The organism is Dermacoccus nishinomiyaensis (genome assembly GCF_900447535.1).
GTDB lineage: Bacteria > Actinomycetota > Actinomycetes > Actinomycetales > Dermatophilaceae > Dermacoccus > Dermacoccus nishinomiyaensis.
In genome coordinates this window covers 910,435-932,545 of sequence record NZ_UFXX01000001.1, presented here as the reverse complement: position 1 = coordinate 932,545, position 22,111 = coordinate 910,435, and the positions used below count along the sequence as shown (strand labels likewise).

Sequence of the window (22,111 nt, the reverse complement as noted above, 5' to 3'; positions counted from 1 at the left end):
AGCGTGGGAACCAGCGCCCCTGCCCTAGGGAGAAGACGCAGTAGCGTGAGGGCGGCGCCACGAGGGCGTCGCGGCCAGCGGAGAGGACGCTCGTGGTCGACCTGTCCGTACTACCGGGCTTCCTCGGTGTCATTCTGGTGTTCCTCATCCCACCCGGCCCAGACATGGCGTACATGCTCGCGGTCGGACTCAAGGGAGGGCGGAGGGCCGCGCTCAAAGCGATCCTTGGCATCGCTACCGGAATGAGCGTCTACGCCGCCGCAGTCGTTGTTGGCCTGGGTGAGGTCGCCAGAAGTCACCCTAATTTGCTGACCGGCCTGAAGCTGCTTGGGGCTGCTTATCTGCTCTGGCTGTCGGTGACTACCGTGCGCCATGCTCGCGAGATGTCCACGATCGGCGACGTCGCCGCCGGGCGGTGGTACCTGCGGGGTCTGTCGGTCAGCCTGACGAACCCCAAGATCATCCTGTTCTTCCTCGCCGTCCTCCCGCGCTTCGCCGGCCACGCCACCAACACGACAGCGCAGATGGCCCTGCTCGGCACAGTCAACGTGTGCACCGAGTTCGTGCTCTACGGCACCATCGGTGCTCTCGCGGGCACTTTTCATGAGCGATTCACCAGCAGTCCGCGAGCTAGCGCGGCGTTGAACTACCTGGCGGCCACGGTCTACGCCGTTCTTGCCTGCGTCATCATCATCGAAGCCGTCCGACAGGTGTAGCTCAAACGAAAGGCTCTGCACCATCGCAGCGGTCCGGTAGCTCAACCCGCCGTTCGTGCGCCTGCGAGAGGCAGCTGCGCCGACAGTCGCAAGTCATCCACCCCCGGGCGATCTTCAAATGCGTCGGCGAACCGAGCCACCTCGGCGAACCCGAGCGCCGAATAGAGCGCAACAGCTCCCACGTTGGATGAGAGCACCCTGAGCCATACGCTGTCATCACCCCTGGCCTCAACTGCTGTCAGTGCAGCGTGTATGAGCTTCCGCGCTAGGCCTTGACGGCGGGCGATAGGTGCCACACCGAGCCCACCCACATACCACTGGCCGAACTCACTAGGTTCTCGTCGAATCTTGATGAACCCCAGCACTTCATCACCTTCAGCAGCGACCAGAACTTCGTCGACGAGCGTTCCTGTCGGCACTCCGAAGAAGGGGCGACCCGGGCTCCAGTGGCTCCCCGGGTCGGTCATCGGCGACCAGCAAGCGTGGTCGATCTCGGCCAGACGCGGCCCGTCATCCACGCGAGCAGGGCGAACGCTTGCCATGACTCGACGCTACGCCCATCACTGTGACGTCGCAGGGGCCCAGCGACGGATGTTCCTGGCGCAGCTGAAACGACGGACTCTGCTCTACGCTCCCCACTGGCTCTTGGCCCGCCATCACGCGGTGAGTCAGCGCGGATCTGTAGAGAGCAGCGCAAAGATGAGAGTGTCAGTCCATTCGCCCTTGCTCCAGCAGTCCTGCAGGTGATGGGCCTCTTGCCTCATTCCCACTGACGCCGCCAGACGCGCCGATGCCTCATTTCGGGCATCCATCTGCGCAACGAGACGGTGCAGGGCGTACTCATCGAAGGCAAAGCGGATGACCGCGCGAACGGCCTCGCGGGCATACCCGTGGCCACCGTGGCTGGGGTCGAGCACCCATCCGATCTCTGCGACGTGGTGGGGCTGGTCGGTGAACCACACGCTGACGTCGCCAATGCTCTGCTCGCCCTTGTCGATAGTGAGCGACAGCGCACCAGATGGCCCCTCGAGACCGTTCTTCGTCATGCGTTTGGTCAGGTTCTCCTGCGCCTGCTGGGGCGTCCAGGGGTCTTCGAGAAGGAAGCGCGCGACATCGGGGCGAGCGTAAAGGGACGCCATCCATCCCACGTCGTCGGAGCGGTAGCGGCGCAGCGCTAGGCGCTCAGTGCGAAGCGGCCATGAGGGCTGAGTGGGCATAGAGCGATCCTCTCACCGCGGCCCAGGCCGACCCCGTCGTGGAGAACTGGCTGCCCAACTACCATGGCATCGGCCTCACCCACCTCACCGCCGAGCAGCCACGTCAGCGGCTCGACCGGTGGAGCGCCGCGTTGCTCGCCACGCAGAACGTGTGGCTCAAACGAAGGTTTTTGCACCATCGGGTCGACCTCGTGGCTCAACCCACCGTTTTCGCATCGGCATCCCTGATCTCAGTGATCCCGTCCCTGGCTGCTACACCCCGCCTGCGGCCCTCAGGTGAGGGCGGTGAGCAAAGCGGCTGACAACAGCCCCCCGGCGATGACCCAAGCGATGACGCTCACGGTGGTCCGAGTGCCGAAGCTGCGTGCCACCATGACCAGCGACGGGATGCTGAGCGCCGGCAAGGTGATGAGCAGAACCCCTGCAACACCAAGACTCGCGCCGGCGGCACTCAAACCGGCGACGACGGGAATCTCCCCACCGGTGGGGATGACGAGCAGGGCGCCGACCACACCGACGAGGAGCAAGGCCAGAAGGCCAGACCCGTTCCCTAGGTGGGTGAAGTCGGACAGCCACCCGGAGAACAAACCGGTCAGTGCGACGAGGATCAGGTACTCAGGCACAACGATGGCGACATAACGCGTGAGGGCTTTAGCGAAGCGCCACGGCATGCCAGCGACGCCCTGCGGGTCGTGGTCGACGTCGATGAGTTCGTCGGCATCGACCTCGCGTGCTTGACGTTGAGCAATGAAGGCGGCACCCAGGACGACGACGACGCCGACGACGGCACGGGTGGAGACCACTTGCCAGGACATCGTCAGACCGAGGAAAAGCATGACAGCGGGGTTGAGTAGCGGGTTAGCGAGCCAGTACGCCATCACCGCACCCGCGGGTGCACCGCGGCGACGCAAACCGATTGCTACCGGCGCGGTACAGCAGGTACACATCATGCTCGGCAGGGCGAGTAGCCCGCCACTGAGGCCTTGGCCCCATGAGCTGCGGCGGTTCATGGCGTTCAACAGGAGCCGTTTCGGGATGAATGCTTCGAGTGCTGAGGCCACCAAGATCGCGACGAGCGCAGCCTTCCACACGGCTTTGACGTAGGCACGGGTGAAATCGAGGGCTCCATGCCAGCTTGGCGCGTCACCGGGGTGGCCGGCCTCGCCGAAGATGGCCTTGCCACTCCACGCACCCGATTTCGCGAGGGCGTGAGCTTTGTCGTCATACGGGATCCACTTGGCCCACGCCAGCCCGATCACAACGATTACCAGGGTCAGGCCTACCCCCACGATGGTCACGCTACGACTCGGGCCTTGGCGTCCATCACGGCCCGAGTCGAGATGGGCGTCTGAGGTGGAAAGAGTGCTCACCAGCATGTTTCCTTCGTGTCATCGGGCGTGAGATTCTTGCGGCGCCCTGGCCAAGCGAAACGTGTGAAGCTGCGTAGCGCCATGTCCGTCGCCGTCACAACGGTAGTCCCGCCGTATACGCACGTTCCAGCACACTGTCCGCGCCGCTTGCCTAGGCGCAGCCTTTGCGGGGCACGGTCGTCGGGCGACGACGCTGCGCGCCTGAACACGTCACACCCCTCCGGGGCAGCAGCACCTGACGAGCTACGCACACCCACCGCGACGTAGCTCAAACGAACGTTTTGATACGACGCCGAGCCTTGGGGTAGAAACGATGGGCTGCCTCAGTGTCCTTCAGCCGCCGGCTCGACGAGTTCGACGAGCACGCCGCCGGCATCCTTGGGGTGGATGAAGTTGATGCGGCTGCCGCCGGTGCCGATCTTCGGCGCGTCGTAGAGCAACCGCATGCCGCGCTCGCGCAGCGTCGCGCACACGGCGTCGAGATCGCGGACGCGGTAGGCGAGCTGCTGCATGCCGGGGCCGGAGCGGTCGAGGAACTTCGCGATGCTCGACTCCGGCGACAGCGGCGCGAGCAGCTGGATGTGGCTGTGCGGGGCATCGGCCGGGCCGACCGTCATCATCGCCTCACGCACGCCCTGCTCGTCGTTCGTCTCGGTGTGCGCGCACGTCATGCCGTACGTCGACTCGTAGAAACGGATGGCGGCATCGAGGTCGGGCACCGCGATGCCGACGTGGTCGATGGCCTCGAACAAGTGCGTGATTTCGCCGGTCATGACGTCACTCTATGGTTTGCTTGGACGAGGAAGCCGGGTTAACGACGATTAACTCGGGCGATCGACACGAACCGGCGGCCGTGCGGCACCGTGACCCACGCCCGCCCGCTCACTGGAGGAACCATGACCGACACCACCGCCGTCATCGTCGCCGGAGCGCGCACCCCGATGGGTCGCCTGCTCGGCTCGCTCAAGGGCTTCTCAGGTGCCGACCTCGGTGGCCTCGCCATCAAGGGTGCGCTCGAGAAGGCCGGCGTCAAGGGCGACCAGGTCGACTACGTCATCATGGGCCAGGTGCTGACGGCCGGCGCCGGCCAGATCCCCGCGCGCCAGGCCGCCGTCAAGGGCGGCATCCCGATGGACGTGCCGGCGCTGACGATCAACAAGGTCTGCCTGTCCGGGCTCGACGCCGTGGCGCTCGCGGCCCAGCTGATCCGCGCGGGCGAGTTCGACGTCGTCGTCGCGGGCGGCCAGGAGTCGATGACGAACGCGCCGCACCTGCTCGAGAAGTCGCGCGAGGGCTACAAGTACGGCGACGTGACGATGCGCGACCACATGGCCTTCGACGGACTGTGGGACGCTTTCACCGACCAGGCGATGGGCAACCTCACCGAGCAGGCCAACGCTGGCGACGTCGAGTTCAGCCGCGAAGAGCAGGACTCGTTCTCGGCCGCCTCTCACCAGAAGGCCGCCGCGGCCTGGGAGAAGGGCCTCTTCGACGACGAGGTCATCCCCGTCGAGATCCCGCAGCGCAAGGGCGAGCCAGTCGTGTTCAAGAACGACGAGGGTATCCGCGCCGACACGACGACTGAGTCGCTCGGCAAGCTGCGCCCCGCCTTCAGCAAGGACGGCACGATCACGGCAGGCTCCGCCTCCCAGATCAGCGACGGTGCCGCGGCGCTCGTCGTCATGAGCAAGACGAAGGCCCAGGAGCTGGGCCTGACCTGGATCGCCGAGGTCGGCGCGCACGGCGTCGTCGCCGGCCCCGACTCGACGCTGCAGAGCCAGCCGGCGCGCGCAATCGCGAAGGCCTGCGAGAAGGAGGGCCTCACGCCGGCCGACCTCGACGTGGTCGAGATCAACGAGGCGTTCGCCGCCGTCGGCCTGGCCTCGACGAAGGAACTCGGCCTCGACGCGGAGAAGGTCAACCCCAACGGCGGCGCCATCGCGATTGGCCACCCGATCGGCATGTCGGGCGCGCGTCTCGTGCTGACCCTCGCCCACGAACTCAAACGCCGCGGTGGTGGCGTCGGTGCTGCTGCCCTGTGCGGCGGTGGCGGCCAGGGTGATGCGCTCATCGTGCGCGTCGACGCCTGAGCGCTGACCAGGACACGGCCCGAGCATGCCGCGTGAGATCGTCGTCGACCCACTCGTCACGCGGATGCGTGGCGGTGACCGGCGCGCCCTCGCGCGGTTGCTCACGGCCATCGAGAACGACCACCCGGCGCTGCCGGAACTGGGTGCAGCCATCGCCCAGTTCACGGGCCACGCCCAGATCATCGGTCTGACGGGGCCGCCCGGCGTCGGCAAGTCGACGTCGACGGACGCACTCGTCGCGGCCTATCGCGCGCACGGCCTCAGCGTCGCGGTGCTCGCGGTCGACCCCTCGTCGCCGTTCTCCGGTGGCGCGCTGCTCGGCGACCGCATCCGCATGGTCGGTCACTCGGGTGATTCCGGGGTGTTCGTCCGCTCGATGGCGACCCGCGGCCACCTCGGCGGGCTGTCGGCGGCGGCGCCCGCTGCACTGCGGCTGCTCGACGCCGCCGGCTTCGACATCCTGCTCGTCGAGACGGTGGGCGTTGGCCAGTCGGAGGTGCACATCGCCTCGCTCGCCGACACGACGATCGTCCTGCTCGCGCCCGGGGCCGGAGATTCCATCCAGGCCGCGAAGGCCGGGGTCCTCGAGATCGCGGACGTCTTCGTCGTCAACAAGGCCGATCACGACGGCGCGGCGGCGACCGTGCGCGACCTGCGCGCCATGATCTCGCTCGGCCAGACGGGGGAGCCGGGGCAGTGGCGCCCACCGATCGTCACGACGGTCGCAGAACGCGGCGAAGGGGCGGCGGACGTCATCGACGCCATCGCGACCCACCGAGCGTGGCTGAGCGAGCACGATGAGCTGAGCCTGCGTCGCCGACGTCGGGCTGCGGGCGAGATCGAAGAGCTCGCGTTGCGGCGACTGCGTGAGCGCTGGGAACGCCCCAACGCCGAGGTGAAGCTCGAGGATCTCGCTGAGGCTGTCGCTCGAGGGGTTCTGGACCCCTACGCCGCGGCGCAGGCCGTCGCGGGTTGAGGGTGAGGGGCTCGATGCGCGTCCCGAAACCGCGCGAGAGCCCATGGCGGCGAGGCGTCGCAAGAGCGAGTTCGGACGTGCGTCGACGGCCGGTATCAGCTCTGATTCCGCCGAATATCGGGGTTGTCGGCGCCGGTGCCTACACTCGGAGCATGAAGCCTCCCACGCCCGTCATCATGCTCATCGCGGCCGCTGAGCACGCCGAAGAGATGCGGGAAGAATTCGCCCACCGCTACGCTGCCGACTACGACCTGCAACTCGCCACGACGCTCAGCGAATCGATGACGATGGCGCAGGGCCTCAACGCGCGCGGCCTCCCGGTCGCGATGTTCGCCGCGACGACGCAGGTGGGCGACGCGACGGGCCTCGTCACGCTGCAGTGCCTGCATGCCGTCATGCCGGCGGCCAAGCGGGTCATGGTGCGCCTGCGCAGCGAACCGTGGGCGGTCGAGGAGCAGCGCGTCGCGCAGATCAGCGGCCAGATCGAGGCCGCGCTCCTGCTGCCGAGCGGCCCGCGCGACGAGGAGTTTCACACCGCCGTCACCGAGCTGCTCTCGGACTGGGGGTGGTCGGCGGGTGGCCCCGAGATCGAGCTCGTCAACATCGTGGCGCCCCCAGGCGACCCCAACGTCGGGGTGCTGCGCGACTTCCTCGATCGCCAGGGCATCCCGACGGGGGTCTGGCCGCCGGAGGCTCCGCACGCAGCCAAGACGCTCGAGATGGCGCGTTCGCAGGGCATCGAGATCGCCTATCCGCTCGTGCGCATCGCCGAGCGCGAGGTTCACGCCAACCCTGACGTCCGTGTGCTCGGGCGCGCCTTCGGCGCCACCGTCGACGAGTTGGGTGAGGGCCACGTCGTCGACCTTGCGATCGTCGGTGCGGGCCCGGCCGGCCTCGCTGCCGCGGTGTACGGCGCGAGCGAGGGGCTGAGCACAGCCGTCATCGAGGCCGACGCCGTGGGCGGGCAGGCCGGCACGAGCGCGATGATCCGCAACTATCTGGGCTTTCCCCGCGGCATCTCGGGCATGCGCCTCGCGCAGCGCGCACGGTTCCAGGCCACTCGGTTCGGCGCGGGCATCTACTCGGCCACCGAGGTCACCGGTTTCACGCCCGGCTATCGCGGCGAACCGCACGTGCTCGAGACCGACGATGGGCCGGTCTGCGCCCGCGCCGTTCTCATCTCGACGGGCGTGGCCTACCGTCGCCTGGGCGTCGAGGAGGTCGAAGGCTTCGTCGGACGCGGCGTGTACTACGGCGCGGCGTCGTCGGCTGCCCGCGAGTGCGAGGGCGGGCACGTCCTCGTCGTCGGCGGCGGCAACTCGGCGGGCCAGGCCGCCATCCACCTCTCACGCTTCGCGCGCTCCGTCAGCATCGTCGTGCGTCGCGACGGGCTCGCGGAGACGATGTCGGATTACCTCATCCGCGAGATCGAGGCGAACCCGCGAATCGTCGTCAAGACGAATGCGGAGATCGTCGGGGCGAGCGGCACCGATCGGCTGCAGCACGTGACGATCCGCTTCAACGAGAAGGACCAGGAGCTGACGGTTCCCGCCTGCGGGCTGTTCCTCCTGCTCGGCGCGCACCCGTGCGTCGACTGGCTCGACGGCACCGTGGCGCGTGACGCCAAGGGTTTCGTGCTCACCGGTCGTGACGTGCCGCAGGAGTTCTGGCGTGACGGGCTGCCCCCGGAAGCGCTCGCGACGAGCGTGCCTGGCGTGTTCGCCGCAGGCGACATCCGCGCCGGGTCGATGAAGCGCGTCGCCGCGGCGTCGGGTGAGGGCGCGGGGGCCGTGACGCTCGTTCACCACTGGCTCGAGGCCGTCGTGACGGGGACCTGCGACCCGGACGCCTGCGCGAGCTGATCCTGCCGGGCCCAAGACGCGACGCTCGTCGCACGCCGCGCGCGGTGGCCGACGTGCGAACCTGACTGCATCGTTCCCATCACCTTCGAGGAGATCATCATGCTCGTCGCTTTCTCCGTCGCACCGTCGACGACGGACGACCCGGACGGTTCCGTCAGCGAGGCGGTGGCCGCAGCCATCCGCGTCGTGCGTGAGTCGGGCATCTCGAACCGCACCGACTCGATGTTCACGACCCTCGAGGGGGAGTGGGACGAGTGCATGGACGTCATCAAGCGCGCCTGCGAGGCCGTCCAAGTCGCGTCCCCGCGCGTCTCGCTCGTGCTGAAGGCCGACATCCGCCCGGGCTACACCGGCCAGCTCGACGCGAAGGTCGAGCGCGTCGAAGCCCGGCTCGCCGAGTCGAACTGACGCCCGGGCCTCGCCGGGCGCGGATAATGACCACGAGAGAGGACGTCGACATGACCATCGACGAGCGCTACGAGATCCGTGGCCTGACAAGCGATGACGCCGACGAGCTCGCCCAGCTCCACGTCACGATCTGGCGCGACACCTACACCGGGCTCATCCCGCAGGAGAAGCTCGACGGGCTCGATCCCGTCGACGGTGCGAAGCGCTGGCGCGCGTGGTTGACCTCCGCCGAGGCGCCTCGGGTCGTCGGGGCATTCGACCGCTCGAGCGGTGCGCTCGTCGGGTGGATCTGCATCGGCAAGGCCCGCGACGACGACGCGCCCGCGGACGTCGAACTGCAGGTGCTCAATCTCGACACGGCGCACCACGGCACGGGCCTCGCGCACGAACTCATGACACGCGAACTCGGCGACCAAGAGGCCTACCTCTGGGTCGTCGACGGCAACGAGCGTGCGCAGGCTTTCTACCGCAAGCACGGGTTCGAACTCGACGGCGTCGGCAAGGACGACACCTCGGGTTCGTACGACCTGCGGATGGTGCGCCCGCGGGGCTGACGGCCCGGGCGCGAGGACCCGCCGCGGAGTGACGGTCCGACCCGAGGGACGCGCCTCGCCACGTGTGGCCAGGTGTTCGCTGTGCGCGATCATGCGTCGCCCGCCCCGGTGCGCCCTGCAACAATGAGGGCATGTCGAATCAGCCGTTGAACGCCGCGTCGCTGCGCGGTGCCGTTGACCTGTCCTCGCTCAAGAAGCCGCAGGGTGGCGCTCCTGCCGGGCGCCCCGCATCGGCCGCTGGCGCACCGACCGGCAACGCCGGCGCTGCGGCGCCGGCAAACGCGCCGAGCGCTGCGAATCCCGGGCAGGCCCCCATGCCGCAGGGCGCCGACGACGCCGTCATCGCCGAGACGTTCCGTCACGACGGTCTTGTCGTCGACGTGACAGCCGAGAACTTCCAGGGCCTCGTGCAGCAGTCGGTGCAGCACCCCGTCATCATCGCGATCTGGGCGGGTTCACAACCGGCGTCCCTGGCGCCCGTCGCTTCGCTCGCGCGCGCGGTGCGCGCGCAAGAGGGGCGCGTCCTCATGGGCGTCGCCGACCTCGACACCGCGCCCGAGATCGGTCAGGTCTTCGCTCAGCTTTCGCAGCAGGCCGCGCAGCAGGGCCAGCCGGGGCAGATTCTCGCGGCGGCCTTCGTCCAGGGCCAGCCGATCCCGATTCCGCCTGTCGTCGAAGACGCGCAGACGCGCGAGCTCGTCGACCAGATCGTCCAGATCGCTGTGCAGAACGGTCTTGCGGGCCGCGTGGCGAACTACGACCCGAACGCAACGGGCCAGGCCGGCGCTGAGGGCGGCGAGCAGGCCGAGCCCGAGCTGCCGCCGCTGCACCAGCTCGCGTACGAGTCGATCGACAAGGGCGACTACGACGGCGCCATCGCCGCGTTCGAGCAGGCACTGACGGAGAACCCGAAGGACGAGGAGGCGCGTCTCGCCCTCGGCCAGGTCAAGCTCATGCAGCGCACGCAAGGCGTCGACCTCCAGGCTGCACGTGACGCCGCCGCGAAGAACCCGGCCGACGTCACCGCGCAGACGCAGGTCGCCGACCTCGATGTCCTCGGTGGCCACGTCGAAGACGCGTTCGCGCGTCTCGTCGACGTCGTCAAGGCGACCTCCGGCGACGAGCGCAACGCCGCGCGCGAGCACCTCATCGGGCTGTTCGACGTCGTCGGCGCCACCGACCCGCGCGTCAAGAAGGCACGCACGGCGCTGATGTCGGCGCTGTACTGACAGCCCCGGCGGGCCGGGCGACGTCTGGCAACGACGCACTGACCCCTTGCGTGCAAGTGCCCCGGGTGCACTTGCACGCAGGCACGTAGCCGCCCTGCTGTCGGCGGTGGGTGACGGACGCGAAGGGCTCGCTCCACCTAGAGCGAGCCCTTCGTTCGTGTTGTGACGGAACCGAGCCTCAGTTGCCCAGGGCTGCCGCGACGACGTCCTTCGCCTCAGCCTGCACCTGTGCAAGGTGCTCGGGGCCCTGGAACGACTCGGCGTAGATCTTGTAGACGTCCTCGGTCCCCGACGGGCGCGCGGCGAACCAGGCCGAATCAGTGACGACCTTGAGGCCGCCGATTTTCGCGCCGTTCCCGGGCGCCTCCGTGAGCTTGGCGATGATGGGCTCGCCGGCCAGCGTGTCCGCCGTGACGGCCTCGGGCGTCAGTGCACCGAGCTTGGCCTTCTCCTCGCGCGTGGCGGGGGCGTCGACGCGCGCGTAGGCGGGTTCGCCGTGCTTCGCCGTCAGCTCGCCATAGAGCTGCGACGGCGACTTGCCCTTCGTCGCCTTGATCTCCGAGGCGAGCAGCGCGAGCAGGATGCCGTCCTTGTCCGTCGTCCAGACGGAGCCGTCGAAGCGGCAGAACGACGCGCCCGCCGACTCCTCACCGCCGAACGGGCCCGAACCGTCGAGCAGGCCCGGCACGAACCACTTGAACCCGACGGGCACCTCGACGAGCGTGCGGCCGAGGTCATCGGCGACGCGGTCGATCATCGAACTGCTGACGAGCGTCTTGCCGATGAACCCGTCCTGGCGCCACTGAGGGCGCGCGCCACCGTAGAGGTACTGGATCGCGACCGACAGGAAGTGGTTGGGGTTCATGAGCCCCGCGTCGGGCGTGACGATGCCGTGACGGTCCGAATCAGCGTCGTTGCCCGTCGCGATGTCGTACTCGTCGCGCTCGCCGATGAGCGACGCCATCGCGTTGGGGGAGGAGCAGTCCATGCGGATCTTCTCGTCCCAGTCGAGCGTCATGAAGCGCCACGTCGGGTCGACGAGCGGGTTGACGACGGTGAGGTCGAGCGCGTGACGCTCCGCGATCTCACCCCAGTACGCGACGGCCGCGCCGCCGAGCGGGTCGGCGCCGATGCGCACGCCAGGGCGCTTGATCGCGTCGAGATCGACGACGTTCGGCAGGTCGTCGACGTACGTGCCGAGGAAGTCGTAGCGCTGGACCTTGCCCATCGCCTGCGTCAGCGGCACGCGCTTGACACGCTTGAGCCCGTCACGGATGTGCTCGTTCGCCGCGGCCGCGATGACCTTCGTCGCGTCCGAGTCGGCCGGGCCACCGTGCGGCGGGTTGTACTTGAACCCGCCGTCGGCGGGCGGGTTGTGCGAGGGCGTCACGACGATGCCGTCGGCGAGACCCGAGCCGTTCGTCAGATCCTTGCCCTTGTTCGCGCGCAGGATGGCGTGGCTGACGGCGGGCGTCGGCGTGTAACCGTCACGATCGTCGATGAGGACGAGGACGTCATTGGCGACGAGCACCTCGATGGCGCTCGCCCATGCGGGCTCGGACAAGGCGTGGGTGTCGCGGCCGAGGAACAACGGCCCGTCGAAGCCCTGCGAGCGGCGGTAGTCGACGATCGCCTGCGTCGTGGCGAGGATGTGCGCCTCGTTGAACGCGGTCTTGAGGCTCGAACCGCGGTGCCCCGACGTGCCGAACGCCACCTGCTGGTCGACGTTCTCAGGGTCGGGCGTCAGCGTGTAGTACGCCGTGACGAGGTGGGGGACGTCGATCAGGTCACGAGGTTCGGCCAACTGGCCCGCGCGGTTGCTCATGCCTTCATCCTGCCCTCTTTGAGCGGCGACGTAAACGCCCGAACCGATGCCTCGAGCGAGGCGGGGCAGACGTGACGAGGCCGGCGGCACCCCTGGCGGGTACGGCCGGCCTCATGCGCTCGATCGAGCGGGTCGTCAGTCGCGCTGACGCGTCTGGTCGGCGGCGTCGCGAGCCTCGTCGTCGGCGCCCCAGCGGCCACCCTCGACGTCCTCGTCGAGGCCGCCACCGGGCGTGCCGGTGATGCCCTTGAGGTGCTCGACGGGCTCGTCACCCGTCTCGTCCTCGCCGGCCGGCGTGAAGGCACGCTCGTGCGCCTTCGACTCGGTCTGCTCGACGTCGAAACCACCCTCGTCCGCGTGGTCGACGGGGTGCGTCGCCGGGATGCCGGTGCGCGAGCGCGCCTGCTGGTCGCCGGCCGCTCCCTGAGCGTCCTCGGCCTGCGCGCCGCCTCGCGAACCGTCGAGCGGCTGATCGAGTGCGCCCGGGTTGCCTGCGGCGTCCTCGAGCGGCGCGCCCGCGATGAGGGCCTCGGACGGCTGCTTGTCGGACGAACTCGTCGCTGCGTTCTGGTCGCTCATCGTGTTCTCCTGTCGTGCCGTTGCGGTGGACGATGAATCGGCGCCACCGGCCTGCTCGGTAGCGGTGTGCGCAGCCACCTGCGTCATGTCGGGGCGCGTCGCCGGCTCGAACCACACGACACCGAGCGGCGGCATCGTGATCTCGGCCGAGTACGGCTGACCGTCCCAGGGGATCTCCTCGGCCTCGACCGAACCCAGGTTACCGACGCCCGAGCCGCCGTACGCCTCGGCGTCGGTGTTGACGATCTCGTTCCACGTACCAAGGTGGGGAAGGCCCACGCGGACGCCGTGGTGCGGGTTGCCGGCGAAGTTCGCGGCGATCGCGACGACGGGGCGGTACCCGTCAGCTTCGGCGGGCGCGAATCGCAGCCACGTGTAGGCGTTGCGGCCCGCGTCGTCGGCGTTGATCCACGAGAAGCCCTCCTCCGAGTGGTCGAGAGCCCACAGGGCCGGGCGCTCGCGGTAGGCGCGGTTGAGGTCCTTCATCATCGCGTGCACGCCGTAGTGCGCGGGCTGGTCGAGCAACCACCAATCGAGGCTGCGACCGTCGGCCCACTCGGCCTCCTGCGCGAACTCCGAACCCATGAAGAGCAGCTGCTTGCCGGGGTGGGCCCACATGTACGCGAGGTAGGCGCGCACGTTGGCGAGCTGCTGCCAGCGATCACCGGGCATCTTGCGCAGCAGGCTGCCCTTGCCGTGAACGACCTCGTCGTGGCTGACGGGCAGCACGAACTGCTCGCTGAACGCGTAGACGAGCGCGAACGTCAGGTCGTGGTGATGATGCTGACGGTAGATCGGCTCACGTGCGACGTAGTCGAGCGAGTCGTGCATCCAGCCCATGTTCCACTTGAGCCCGAAGCCCAGGCCGCCGGTGTCCGTCGAGCGGGTGATGCCCGGCCACGACGTCGACTCCTCGGCGATGATGACGGCACCCGGCGTGCGCTTGTACGCCGTCGCGTTCGTCTCCTGCAGCAGCTGCACGGCTTCGAGGTTCTCCTGGCCGCCGAACTTGTTCGGCACCCATTCGCCGTCCTTGCGGGCGTAGTTGAGGTACAGCATCGAGGCGACACCGTCGACGCGCAGACCGTCGGCGTGGAACTCCTCGAGCCAGTACAGCGCGTTGGCGACGAGGAAGTTGCGCACCTGCGGGCGGCCGTAGTCGAAGATGTTCGAACCCCACTCGGGGTGCCAGCCCTTGCGCGGGTCCGGGTGCTCGTAGAGCGCCTGGCCGTCGAAACGGGCGAGCGCCCACTCGTCGGTGGCGAAGTGGCCGGGAACCCAGTCGAGGATGACGCCGATGCCCTCCTGATGGAGGCGGTCGACGAGGAACTTGAAGTCGTCCGGGTCGCCGAAGCGGCTGTTCGGCGCGTAGTAGCTCGTGACGTGATAGCCCCAGCTCGGCGGGTACGGGTGCTCCATCACGGGCATGAACTCGACGTGCGTGAAGCCCAGATCCTTGACGTAGTTGACGAGGTGCTCGGCCATCTCGCGGTAGCTGAGCCCCTGACGCCACGAACCGAGGTGCACCTCGTACGTCGACATCGGGCCGTGGTGCGCGTTCGTCTCGGCGCGCTTCGTCATCCACGCGTCGTCGTTCCACTCGTAGTGCGAGCTCGTCACCTTCGACGCCGTCGCGGGCGCCGTCTCCGCGAGGCGCGCCATCGGGTCGGCCTTCGCGCGACGCACGCCGTCGCTGCACAGGATCTCGAACTTGTACGCGGTGCCCTCGCGCACGTCGGGGACGAACAGCTCCCACACGCCCGACTCCCCGAGCGTGCGCATGCCGTGGCCGACACCGTCCCAGTGGTTGAAGTCGCCGACGACGCGCACGGCCTTGGCATTGGGCGCCCAGACGGCGAACGCGGTGCCCGAGACGTCACCCTTGATGCTCGGGTAGGTGCGCACGTGGGCGCCGAGGACGTTCCACAGCTCTTCGTGGCGCCCCTCGCCGATGAGGTGGAGGTCGATCTCGCCGAGGGTCGGCATGAAGCGGTACGGGTCGTCGCCGCGGTGCTCGCTGCGGTCGTCATACGTCGTGATGACGCGGTAGTCGGGCATGTACTCACCCGCAATCGCGCCGGCCCAGATGCCGTCGTGCTCGTGCGTGAGCTCGAGCACAGTCTCGCCCATGTCGATGACGACGCCACGCGCCATCGGGCGCACGACGCGGAACGTGATGACGCCGTTCTCGACATGCGCGCCGAGCACACGGTGCGGGTCACGGTGCTCACCGGCGACGACGGCGTCGAGTTCGCTCACCTCGACGCGCGACGGCGTGACGGCGGGCGAGGCGGCGCCGAGGGCGCTCGCGTCGGTGGTCGAAGCGTTGCTCGTCTCACCGGCGGCGCTCAGGCCACCGCCAGAACCCGCGTCGCTCGCGGCCGCCTCGGGCTTGTCTCCCGCAGCCGCGACGGTCGTGTCACCCGTCGCGGGTGCGCCCTGCGGCGCGACGAGCGGAGCGGCGCCGGAAGCGTCGGCATCCTGCGTCGAGACGAGGGGAGCGCCGTTCGTGTCGGACGGGCTCATCGAGGCAGGAGTAGGCGTCGTGCTGTCGTCGGAGGTCATGGTGCTCCTTTCCGCGGCGCCGGTGGGCGCGGCGTCGTCCTCGTCGGCGGGCGTCATCGTGGGCGCCTCGCCGTGGGTCGCGGACGAGTCGGTGGAGGTGGTGAGGATGCGGCCGACGGCGTCGGCGGGGATGCTCAGCCAGTCGGGGCGGTTGCGGGCCTCGTACGAGCACTCGTAGAGCGCTTTGTCGAGCACGAACAGGTCGAGCAGGTCGCGGTCGACGGCGCCGAGTTCGCTCTCGTAACCGGCGAGGAAGGCGTCCTGAGCGGCGCTGACCCACGCGCGGCGGTCGCCGCCGGCGCCGGCGATCTCGTTCTCGATCGTGCCACCGGCGTAGTCGAACGAACGCAGCATGCCCGCGACGTCGCGCACGGCGACGTCCGGTGCCGAGCGCTCCTCGAGCGGACGCAGTGGCTCGCCCTCGAAGTCGAGCAGGACCCACCCACGCCCGGGCACATCGAGCACCTGGCCGAGGTGGTAGTCGCCGTGGATGCGCTGGAAGCTCGGCCACTGCGCGCTGCGCCCGGCGTCGATGCGGTGGGCGATCTGCGTGGCGCGCTCCGCGAGCTGCGGCGCGTCGTTGAGGGCCGCTGCCGCTCGCTCGTGCATCTCGTCGACGAGGGCATCGACACGGTCGGTGTCGGCCTCGACGCTCGGCAGCACCTCGGCGAGGGTGCGGTGCACCTGCGCCGTCGTACGACCGAGTTCGCGGGCGCCGTCGGTGAAGTCACGGTTCTCGCGAGCCGCGTCGAGGGCCTCACGCCAGGCGTCCCGCACGTCGGGCATGAACTCCTGCGCGAACGCGAGGTCCGCGACGAGCTGCTCGCGAGAGTGACGCCCCTCCGTGTACGAACCACTGAGAGATGCCAGCAGCGCCGGCACGTGCGTGTTGCCCGCGCTCGTCAGGGCCCCCGTCACCTCGATGTCGGGGTTTGCGCCGACGTTGAGCACACGGAACAGCTTGGCGATGAGCTGCTCGCCGTCGTCGAGGGTGTAGATGATCGACGTGTTCGACTGCTCGCCACGCAGCACCGTGGCGCCGCGCATCGTGGCGAGATCGGCGCTCTGCGGACCGGGCCGGCCTGCGACGCTCATCTCGACGACACCGTCGCTGCGCTCGGCCTGCGTGCCGCCCGACGCCATCGTCGCGAGCAGGACGGCGGCGAACACCGGGTCGTGCGGGCCGTCGTAGACGTAGCGCGTGCCGAGCGCGGAGTGCTCGATCGTGCCGATGAAGGCGTGCTCCAGCTCCGGCGCGCGCTCACCACGGTAGGTGACGGGCACCTGGTAGGTGGTCTCGTGCTCGGCGTCGAGATCGCGCAGGAACAACACCTCGAGGCCGACCTCACCTGCCGGGTCCTCGAAGCGGAAGGCACTCACCTTGCGCAGGTGCGGCTCACGGCCCTTGGCCTGGAACCAGCGCTGCGTCGCCACCCACGGCGTGAGCAGTTCGAGCTTGCCGGGTGACAACGTGGCGCCGGAGTGGATCTCGGCGACCATCAGAGGTCCTTTCCCTCAGCGTCCGAGGTGGTGTCGTCCTTGAACTCGTCGAGCACCTCGGAGGCGTTGGCCTCCGGGGTACCGGTCGCGGCGGGCAGCGCGTCGTCGGCGCTGACGTCGGACTCGATCGCCAGCCAGTAGAAGCCGCGCGAACCGAGCATGACGGTGACCGTGCCGTCCTCACCGATCTGACCGAAGCCCTGACCGCCGAAGATGTCGGTGAGCTTCGCGCCGGCGAACTTGGCAGCGACCTGCACCCGGGCGCCCTGCGGGCGCGAGCTCAGGTTGTTGATGCACAGCAGGTGCTTCGTCGTCGTGTTCTCGGCCTTCGCGTCCTCGTCCGACATCGAGCGCGTGAACGCGAGGACGGCGTCGTTGTCGGCCGGGGCGACGACGAAGTCGCCCATGCCGAACGCGGGGTAGCGCGAACGCACCGAGAGCATGCCGCGCGTCCAGTGCAGCAACGACGCGCTCGAGGCCATCTGCGCCTCGACGTTGACGTTGTTGTGGTGGTACACGAGGCTCTGGATGACCGGCAGGTACAACTTGCCCGGGTCGGCCGTCGAAAAACCGGCGTTGCGATCCGGCGTCCACTGCATCGGCGTGCGCACAGCGTCACGGTCGTCGAGCCAGATGTTGTCGCCCATGCCGATCTCGTCGCCGTAGTACAGGCACGGCGAGCCGGGCAGCGACAGCAGCAGGGCGTTGATCAGCTCGATCTCGGCGCGACTGTTGTCGAGCAGCGGCGCGAGGCGACGACGGATACCGACGTTGGCGCGCATGCGCGGATCGGGGGAGTACCAGCCGTACATCGCGGCGCGCTCCTCCGGCGTCACCATCTCGAGCGTCAGCTCGTCGTGGTTGCGCAGGAAGGTGCCCCACTGGGTGCCCTTGGGGATCGGGGGCGTTTCGGCGAGGACGTCGATGATGGGCGTCGCCTTCTCCTCGCGCAGCGAGTAGTAGATGCGCGGCATGACGGGGAAGTGGAAGCACATGTGGCATTCCGGTTCTTCCTCGGTGCCGAAGTAGTCGACGACCTCGTGCGGCATCTGGTTGGCCTCGGCGAGCAGGACGCGGCCGGGGTACTCCTCGTCGACCATCCGGCGCAGTTCGACGAGGAACTCGTGCGTCTTCGGGTGGTTCTCGCCGTTGTGCCCCTCCTCCTCGAACAGGTACGGCACGGCGTCGAGGCGGAAGCCGTCGATGCCCATGTCCATCCAGTACCGAACGATGTCGAACATCTCCTCCTGCACGGCCGGGTTCTCGAAGTTGAGGTCCGGCTGGTGGGAGAAGAAGCGGTGCCAGAAGAACTGACGACGCACCGGGTCGAAGGTCCAGTTCGACTCCTCGGTGTCGACGAAGATGATGCGCGCGTCCTCGTACTTCTCGTCCGTGTCGGACCAGACGTAGTAGTCGCCGTACGGGCCTTCCGGGTCCTCTCGGCTCGCCTGGAACCACGCGTGCTGGTCGCTCGTGTGGTTCATGACGAAGTCGGTGATGACGCGGATGCCGCGCGCATGCGCCTGCGCGACGAGCTCCTGGAACTCGGGCAGCGTGCCGAAATCGGGCAGCACCTGCTTGTAGTCGGCGATGTCGTATCCACCGTCGCGCAGCGGCGAGGCGTAGAACGGCGGCAGCCACAGGCAGTCGACGCCAAGCCACTGCAGGTAGTCGAGTCGGGCCATGAGGCCCGAGAAGTCGCCGGATCCGTTGCCCGTCGAGTCGCTGAAACCGCGCACGAGGACTTCGTAGAACACGGCCTTACGGAACCACTGCGGGTCGTGCTTCAGACCCGGCTGGTGCAGACCAAGACCTTGCATGCTCAGAACTTCCTCACGTGGATGATGTGGACGTTTTCGGCGTCCGGCCCGAGCCGGACGAAGTTGTGCTCGCCCCAGTGCCAGGTGGCGTCGCTCAGCAGGTCGTGCGCGACGAACCCTTCGTCCCCGCGTAGTCCGAGCGCGCCCATGTCGAGGTGCACCCAGGTCTCGCGCGTCGCGTGCGGGTCTGTGTTGGCGATGACGATGACCGTGTCCTGGCCGCCGTTGGCGCCGTCACCGATGTCGCGGCTCTTGGAGAAGACGATGAAGTTCTCGTCGTCGACGCCGTGCCAGCGCAGGTTGCGCAGGTGCTCGAGCGCCGGGTGGGCGCGACGGATCTCGTTGAGCCGGCGCAGGTACCAGTCGATCGACTGGCCCTCCTTGGGCCCGCCGGGGGCGTAGTCGGCCCAGCGACGGTCCTTGAACTGGTACTTCTCGTTGTCGTTCTGCTCCTGGGCGCCGGGGCGCGCCACCGACTCCATGAGCTCGTACCCGGCGTAGATGCCGTAGGTCGGCACGAGCGTGGCAGCCAGCGCCGCGCGCAGCTTCCAGGCCGCCGGGCCGCCGTACTGCATGTACGGCGTGAGGATGTCGTGCGTCGTCGGCCAGAAGCTCGGACGCATGTAACTCGCCGTGTCGCCGATGAGTTCGTCGAGGTACTCGCGGATCTCCCACGGCTGGTGGCGCCAGGCGTAGTACGTGTAGCTCTGCTGGAAGCCGATGCGGCCGAGGTTGTGCATCATCGCGGGCTTCGTGAAGGCCTCCGCGAGCCAGATCACCTCGGGGTGGTCCTTCGCGACGTCGGCGATCAGCCACTGCCAGAACTCGACGGGCTTCGTGTGCGGGTTGTCGACGCGGAAGATCGTGATGCCGTGGTCGATCCACACCTGGATGACGCGACGCACCTCGGCGTAGATGCCGGCCGGGTCGTTGTCGAAGTTGAGCGGATAGATGTCCTGGTACTTCTTCGGGGGGTTCTCCGCGTAGGCGATCGTGCCGTCGCTGCGCGTGGTGAACCACTCCGGGTGCGAGGTGACCCAGGGGTGGTCGGGCGCGCACTGCAGCGCGATGTCGAGCGCCACCTCGAGGCCCAGTTCGTTCGCGCGGGCGACGAACGCGTCGAGGTCGTCGAAGTCACCGAGCGACGGCTCGATGGCGTCGTGACCGCCGTCCTTCGACCCGATGGCGTACGGCGAACCAGGATCCTCCGGGCCAGCCGTCAACGTGTTGTTCGGGCCCTTGCGGTTGACCTCGCCGATCGGGTGGATCGGGGTGAGGTAGACGACGTCGAAACCCATGTCGGCGACGGCGGGCAGACGCTCGGCGGCGGTGCGCAGCGTGCCCGAGACCCACTTCTGCGTCTCCTCGTCGAAGTGAGCACCCTCGGAGCGGGGGAAGAACTCGTACCACGCGCCCGTCAGCGCCAGCTTGCGCTCGACGAGCCAGGGGTAGTCGCGGCTGGGGGAGACGAAGTCGCGCAGCGGCAGCCGCTCGAGCACGTCCTTGACCTCGGTAGACGTGCCGGCCGCGAGACGCTCGTCGTCGCTGCGCGAGGTGTCGCGCAGGGTCGTGACGGCGTCGCGCAGGACGCGCTCGTCAGCATCGTCGTAGGTGTTGGTCGCACACGCGCGCTCGAGCACACGGGCGCCCTCTTCGAACATGACCTCGACGTCGACACCCGCGGCGACCTTGATCGTCGCGTCGTGATCCCACGTCCTGTACGGGTCGCTCCAGCCCTCGACACGGAAGTGCCAGACGCCCTCGTGGTCGGCTTCGGCCTCGCCCGTCCACAGGTCGAGCCCCGGGTTCACGCACGTCATCGGGACGATCCGCTCGACGCCGTGCGGCGACGTCATGACGAGGGAGGCGTTGACGGCGTCGTGACCCTCGCGGAACACGGTGGCGCGCACCGTGAACGGCTCGTCGACGACCGACTTCGTCGGCAGGTTGCCGCAGTCGACGATCGGCATGACGTCGGTGACGGGGATGCGGCCGATGCCGCGCGGTGCGTCATCCGCGCGCGCGACGGTGGGTGCGTGCGCGTCCGGTTCGGGACGCTTCTCCTCGGTGTCGGGCGTGTAGCGGCCGGTCTCGGGCGAGGAACTCGCCGGGGTGGACGCGGCGGGTGCGCCCAGGTCGTCGACACTGGCCGACGTGGCAGTGAGATCTGACGTCAGGGGCTCTGAGTCGGGGAACGGGGGCATCTCACCTGGCTGAGAAACTGTCACGTCCGTCACGCTACCCAATGCCACCGACAACCGCCTCCCGGCGGCGATTTCGTGGACAGTGACACGCGCCGCGAGGTGACGGCGACTGCGTCGTAGGGCTGGTACTCATCCGCGGGACTACGATGTTCGGGTGTTTCTGCCGTTGACCGTCGCGCTGCTCGTGACGACGTGCGTCCTCGCCCTGCTGGCCCTCGTCGCCACCGTCCGCGCACGCCCGATCGACAACCCGATGTTCTACCTGACGATCGCCATCGAGGTTCTTCTCGTCATCCAGTTGATCGTCGGCATCGCGACGTCGGCTTCGGCGGATCCGCACATGAACGTCGGCGTCTTCATCGCCTATCTCGTCGGTCTGATCTTCGTGCTGCCCGTCGCCGGGTTCTGGGCCATCGCCGAACGCGAATCGCGCTGGGGTACAGGGGTGCTCCTCGTCGGCGCCGTCGGCCTCGCCGTCATGATCGGCCGCCTCGTGCAACTGTGGAACGGACACGCCTGATGCCTGAAGCCCCTCGCAAGACCACGAACGCACTTCCTGACGGCGCGTCACCCGTCACCCCCGGCGCGGCGTATTCGACGCCGCCGACGCCCGACGAGTCGGGTTCGCGCGGGCGCGTCAACACCGGGCCGGGGCGCATGCTCGTCGCCGTCTACGGGTTGTTCGCGCTCGCCGCGACGGGGCGCTCGATCATGCAGATCGCGCAGTCGTTCGACAAGGCGCCCGTGCCGTACCTGCTATCGGCGCTTGCCGCCGTCATCTACATCGTCGCGACGGTGGCGCTCGCGCGCGGCAACCACGCGTCCGTGCGCCTCGCACGGGCGACGATCACCTTCGAGCTCGCCGGAGTTCTCATCGTCGGATTGTGGAGTGTCCTGCAGCCCAGCGCCTTCCACGACAAGACGGTGTGGTCGCACTTCGGCCAGGGCTACGGCTTCGTCCCGCTCATCCTGCCGATCGTCGGCCTGTGGTGGCTGCGCCGCAACGCCACCCGCTGAACCTGCGCCATCCCGGTCACGCTGCGTCCGCGGTCGCGTTCCGTGACGGACGAGCGCCCGCAGCCGAATCACTTGTTGCTCGTTGCGTCGTGCAGCGGCTGTGGCTGGCGTCGTCGTGACGACAGGTAGGGGTTGTGGAGATTCGCGCTTCTTGGAGCGCGTTTCTCCTCGACCCTTTC

At 68.6% G+C, this 22,111-nt stretch carries 17 protein-coding genes; 9 read left to right on the top strand and 8 right to left on the bottom strand.

The window, feature by feature from the left end; translation table 11 throughout:
* Positions 1-92 precede the first annotated feature (92 nt).
* A complete protein-coding gene (locus DYE07_RS04365) occupies positions 93-716 on the top strand; it encodes a LysE family translocator (RefSeq protein ID WP_115296415.1) in 624 nt (207 codons plus the stop codon).
* A 41-nt stretch (positions 717-757) separates the two neighbouring features.
* On the opposite strand, the gene DYE07_RS04360 is transcribed toward DYE07_RS04365, so the two are convergent.
* The 4 genes from DYE07_RS04360 to mce form a co-directional block, all read right to left on the bottom strand.
* Positions 758-1,258 carry a GNAT family N-acetyltransferase gene (locus DYE07_RS04360; protein ID WP_115296414.1) on the bottom strand — a complete coding sequence of 167 codons (501 nt, stop codon included), beginning with the start codon at positions 1,256-1,258 and terminating at the stop codon, positions 758-760.
* Between the two features lie 126 nt (positions 1,259-1,384).
* Complete coding sequence (locus DYE07_RS04355) at positions 1,385-1,933, bottom strand: GNAT family N-acetyltransferase (RefSeq protein ID WP_115296413.1); 549 nt, start codon at positions 1,931-1,933, stop codon at positions 1,385-1,387.
* 272 nt (positions 1,934-2,205) lie between these two features.
* On the bottom strand, positions 2,206-3,309 hold the full coding sequence (locus tag DYE07_RS04350; protein WP_115296412.1) for a permease: 1,104 nt from the start codon (positions 3,307-3,309) through the stop codon (positions 2,206-2,208).
* Positions 3,310-3,626: 317 nt separating this feature from the next.
* The gene (mce, locus tag DYE07_RS04345) at positions 3,627-4,076 is read right to left on the bottom strand and encodes a methylmalonyl-CoA epimerase (RefSeq protein ID WP_038567399.1); all 450 of its coding nucleotides are present in this window, start codon (positions 4,074-4,076) and stop codon (positions 3,627-3,629) included.
* A 123-nt stretch (positions 4,077-4,199) separates the two neighbouring features.
* On the opposite strand from mce, the gene DYE07_RS04340 reads away from it, so the two are divergent.
* The 6 genes from DYE07_RS04340 (at position 4,200) to DYE07_RS04315 (ending at position 10,422) form a co-directional block, all read left to right on the top strand.
* Positions 4,200-5,393: an acetyl-CoA C-acetyltransferase gene (locus DYE07_RS04340; RefSeq protein ID WP_062257749.1), complete on the top strand. Its 1,194-nt coding sequence runs from the start codon at positions 4,200-4,202 to the stop codon at positions 5,391-5,393.
* Positions 5,394-5,418: 25 nt separating this feature from the next.
* Positions 5,419-6,369 (top strand): methylmalonyl Co-A mutase-associated GTPase MeaB, encoded by a 951-nt coding sequence (gene meaB / locus DYE07_RS04335; RefSeq protein ID WP_115296411.1) that lies wholly within the window; start codon positions 5,419-5,421, stop codon positions 6,367-6,369.
* Between the two features lie 152 nt (positions 6,370-6,521).
* Positions 6,522-8,231, top strand: coding sequence for an NAD(P)/FAD-dependent oxidoreductase (locus DYE07_RS04330; RefSeq protein WP_074040751.1), 1,710 nt, complete (start codon positions 6,522-6,524; stop codon positions 8,229-8,231).
* A 99-nt stretch (positions 8,232-8,330) separates the two neighbouring features.
* Positions 8,331-8,639 carry a thiamine-binding protein gene (locus DYE07_RS04325; RefSeq protein ID WP_006945955.1) on the top strand — a complete coding sequence of 103 codons (309 nt, stop codon included), beginning with the start codon at positions 8,331-8,333 and terminating at the stop codon, positions 8,637-8,639.
* Positions 8,640-8,689: 50 nt separating this feature from the next.
* Entirely contained in the window at positions 8,690-9,193 is a 504-nt protein-coding gene (locus DYE07_RS04320; protein WP_006946004.1) for a GNAT family N-acetyltransferase, read from the top strand.
* A gap of 131 nt (positions 9,194-9,324) precedes the next feature.
* Positions 9,325-10,422 (top strand): co-chaperone YbbN, encoded by a 1,098-nt coding sequence (locus DYE07_RS04315; RefSeq protein WP_115296410.1) that lies wholly within the window; start codon positions 9,325-9,327, stop codon positions 10,420-10,422.
* A gap of 178 nt (positions 10,423-10,600) precedes the next feature.
* Here the strand turns inward: DYE07_RS04315 and pgm are convergent, their stop codons facing one another.
* The 4 genes from pgm to DYE07_RS04295 all read right to left on the bottom strand — a co-directional run bounded on the left by pgm (position 10,601) and on the right by DYE07_RS04295 (position 20,915).
* Positions 10,601-12,247 (bottom strand): phosphoglucomutase (alpha-D-glucose-1,6-bisphosphate-dependent), encoded by a 1,647-nt coding sequence (gene pgm / locus DYE07_RS04310; protein ID WP_115296409.1) that lies wholly within the window; start codon positions 12,245-12,247, stop codon positions 10,601-10,603.
* A gap of 135 nt (positions 12,248-12,382) precedes the next feature.
* The gene (glgB, locus tag DYE07_RS04305; protein ID WP_115296408.1) at positions 12,383-16,891 is read right to left on the bottom strand and encodes a 1,4-alpha-glucan branching protein GlgB; all 4,509 of its coding nucleotides are present in this window, start codon (positions 16,889-16,891) and stop codon (positions 12,383-12,385) included.
* Positions 16,891-18,711, bottom strand: a complete 1,821-nt coding sequence (treS, locus tag DYE07_RS04300; protein ID WP_006945942.1) for a maltose alpha-D-glucosyltransferase — start codon at positions 18,709-18,711, stop codon at positions 16,891-16,893. The genes glgB and treS overlap by 1 nt, the downstream gene beginning before the upstream one ends.
* Positions 18,712-18,713: 2 nt before the next feature.
* Positions 18,714-20,915 (bottom strand): alpha-1,4-glucan--maltose-1-phosphate maltosyltransferase, encoded by a 2,202-nt coding sequence (locus DYE07_RS04295; RefSeq protein ID WP_255569625.1) that lies wholly within the window; start codon positions 20,913-20,915, stop codon positions 18,714-18,716.
* A 154-nt stretch (positions 20,916-21,069) separates the two neighbouring features.
* On the opposite strand from DYE07_RS04295, the gene DYE07_RS04290 reads away from it, so the two are divergent.
* Together DYE07_RS04290 and DYE07_RS04285 are read left to right on the top strand one after the other, a co-directional pair.
* Positions 21,070-21,435, top strand: coding sequence for a hypothetical protein (locus tag DYE07_RS04290; RefSeq protein WP_006946006.1), 366 nt, complete (start codon positions 21,070-21,072; stop codon positions 21,433-21,435).
* Positions 21,435-21,932, top strand: coding sequence for a hypothetical protein (locus tag DYE07_RS04285; protein ID WP_006945960.1), 498 nt, complete (start codon positions 21,435-21,437; stop codon positions 21,930-21,932). The genes DYE07_RS04290 and DYE07_RS04285 overlap by 1 nt, the downstream gene beginning before the upstream one ends.
* Positions 21,933-22,111: the final 179 nt, after the last annotated feature.

Excerpts from the sequence above, each read along its gene's own strand:
- DYE07_RS04360 (WP_115296414.1), bottom strand. The coding sequence starts at position 1,258 with ATGGCAAGCGTTCGCCCTGCTCGCGTGGATGACGGGCCGCGTCTGGCC.
- DYE07_RS04355 (WP_115296413.1), bottom strand. The coding sequence starts at position 1,933 with ATGCCCACTCAGCCCTCATGGCCGCTTCGCACTGAGCGCCTAGCGCTG.
- DYE07_RS04350 (WP_115296412.1), bottom strand. The coding sequence starts at position 3,309 with ATGCTGGTGAGCACTCTTTCCACCTCAGACGCCCATCTCGACTCGGGC.
- mce (WP_038567399.1), bottom strand. The coding sequence starts at position 4,076 with ATGACCGGCGAAATCACGCACTTGTTCGAGGCCATCGACCACGTCGGC.
- DYE07_RS04340 (WP_062257749.1), top strand. The coding sequence starts at position 4,200 with ATGACCGACACCACCGCCGTCATCGTCGCCGGAGCGCGCACCCCGATG.
- meaB (WP_115296411.1), top strand. The coding sequence starts at position 5,419 with ATGCCGCGTGAGATCGTCGTCGACCCACTCGTCACGCGGATGCGTGGC.
- DYE07_RS04330 (WP_074040751.1), top strand. The coding sequence starts at position 6,522 with ATGAAGCCTCCCACGCCCGTCATCATGCTCATCGCGGCCGCTGAGCAC.
- DYE07_RS04325 (WP_006945955.1), top strand. The coding sequence starts at position 8,331 with ATGCTCGTCGCTTTCTCCGTCGCACCGTCGACGACGGACGACCCGGAC.
- DYE07_RS04320 (WP_006946004.1), top strand. The coding sequence starts at position 8,690 with ATGACCATCGACGAGCGCTACGAGATCCGTGGCCTGACAAGCGATGAC.
- DYE07_RS04315 (WP_115296410.1), top strand. The coding sequence starts at position 9,325 with ATGTCGAATCAGCCGTTGAACGCCGCGTCGCTGCGCGGTGCCGTTGAC.
- pgm (WP_115296409.1), bottom strand. The coding sequence starts at position 12,247 with ATGAGCAACCGCGCGGGCCAGTTGGCCGAACCTCGTGACCTGATCGAC.
- glgB (WP_115296408.1), bottom strand. The coding sequence starts at position 16,891 with ATGGTCGCCGAGATCCACTCCGGCGCCACGTTGTCACCCGGCAAGCTC.
- treS (WP_006945942.1), bottom strand. The coding sequence starts at position 18,711 with ATGCAAGGTCTTGGTCTGCACCAGCCGGGTCTGAAGCACGACCCGCAG.
- DYE07_RS04295 (WP_255569625.1), bottom strand. The coding sequence starts at position 20,915 with ATGCCCCCGTTCCCCGACTCAGAGCCCCTGACGTCAGATCTCACTGCC.
- DYE07_RS04285 (WP_006945960.1), top strand. The coding sequence starts at position 21,435 with ATGCCTGAAGCCCCTCGCAAGACCACGAACGCACTTCCTGACGGCGCG.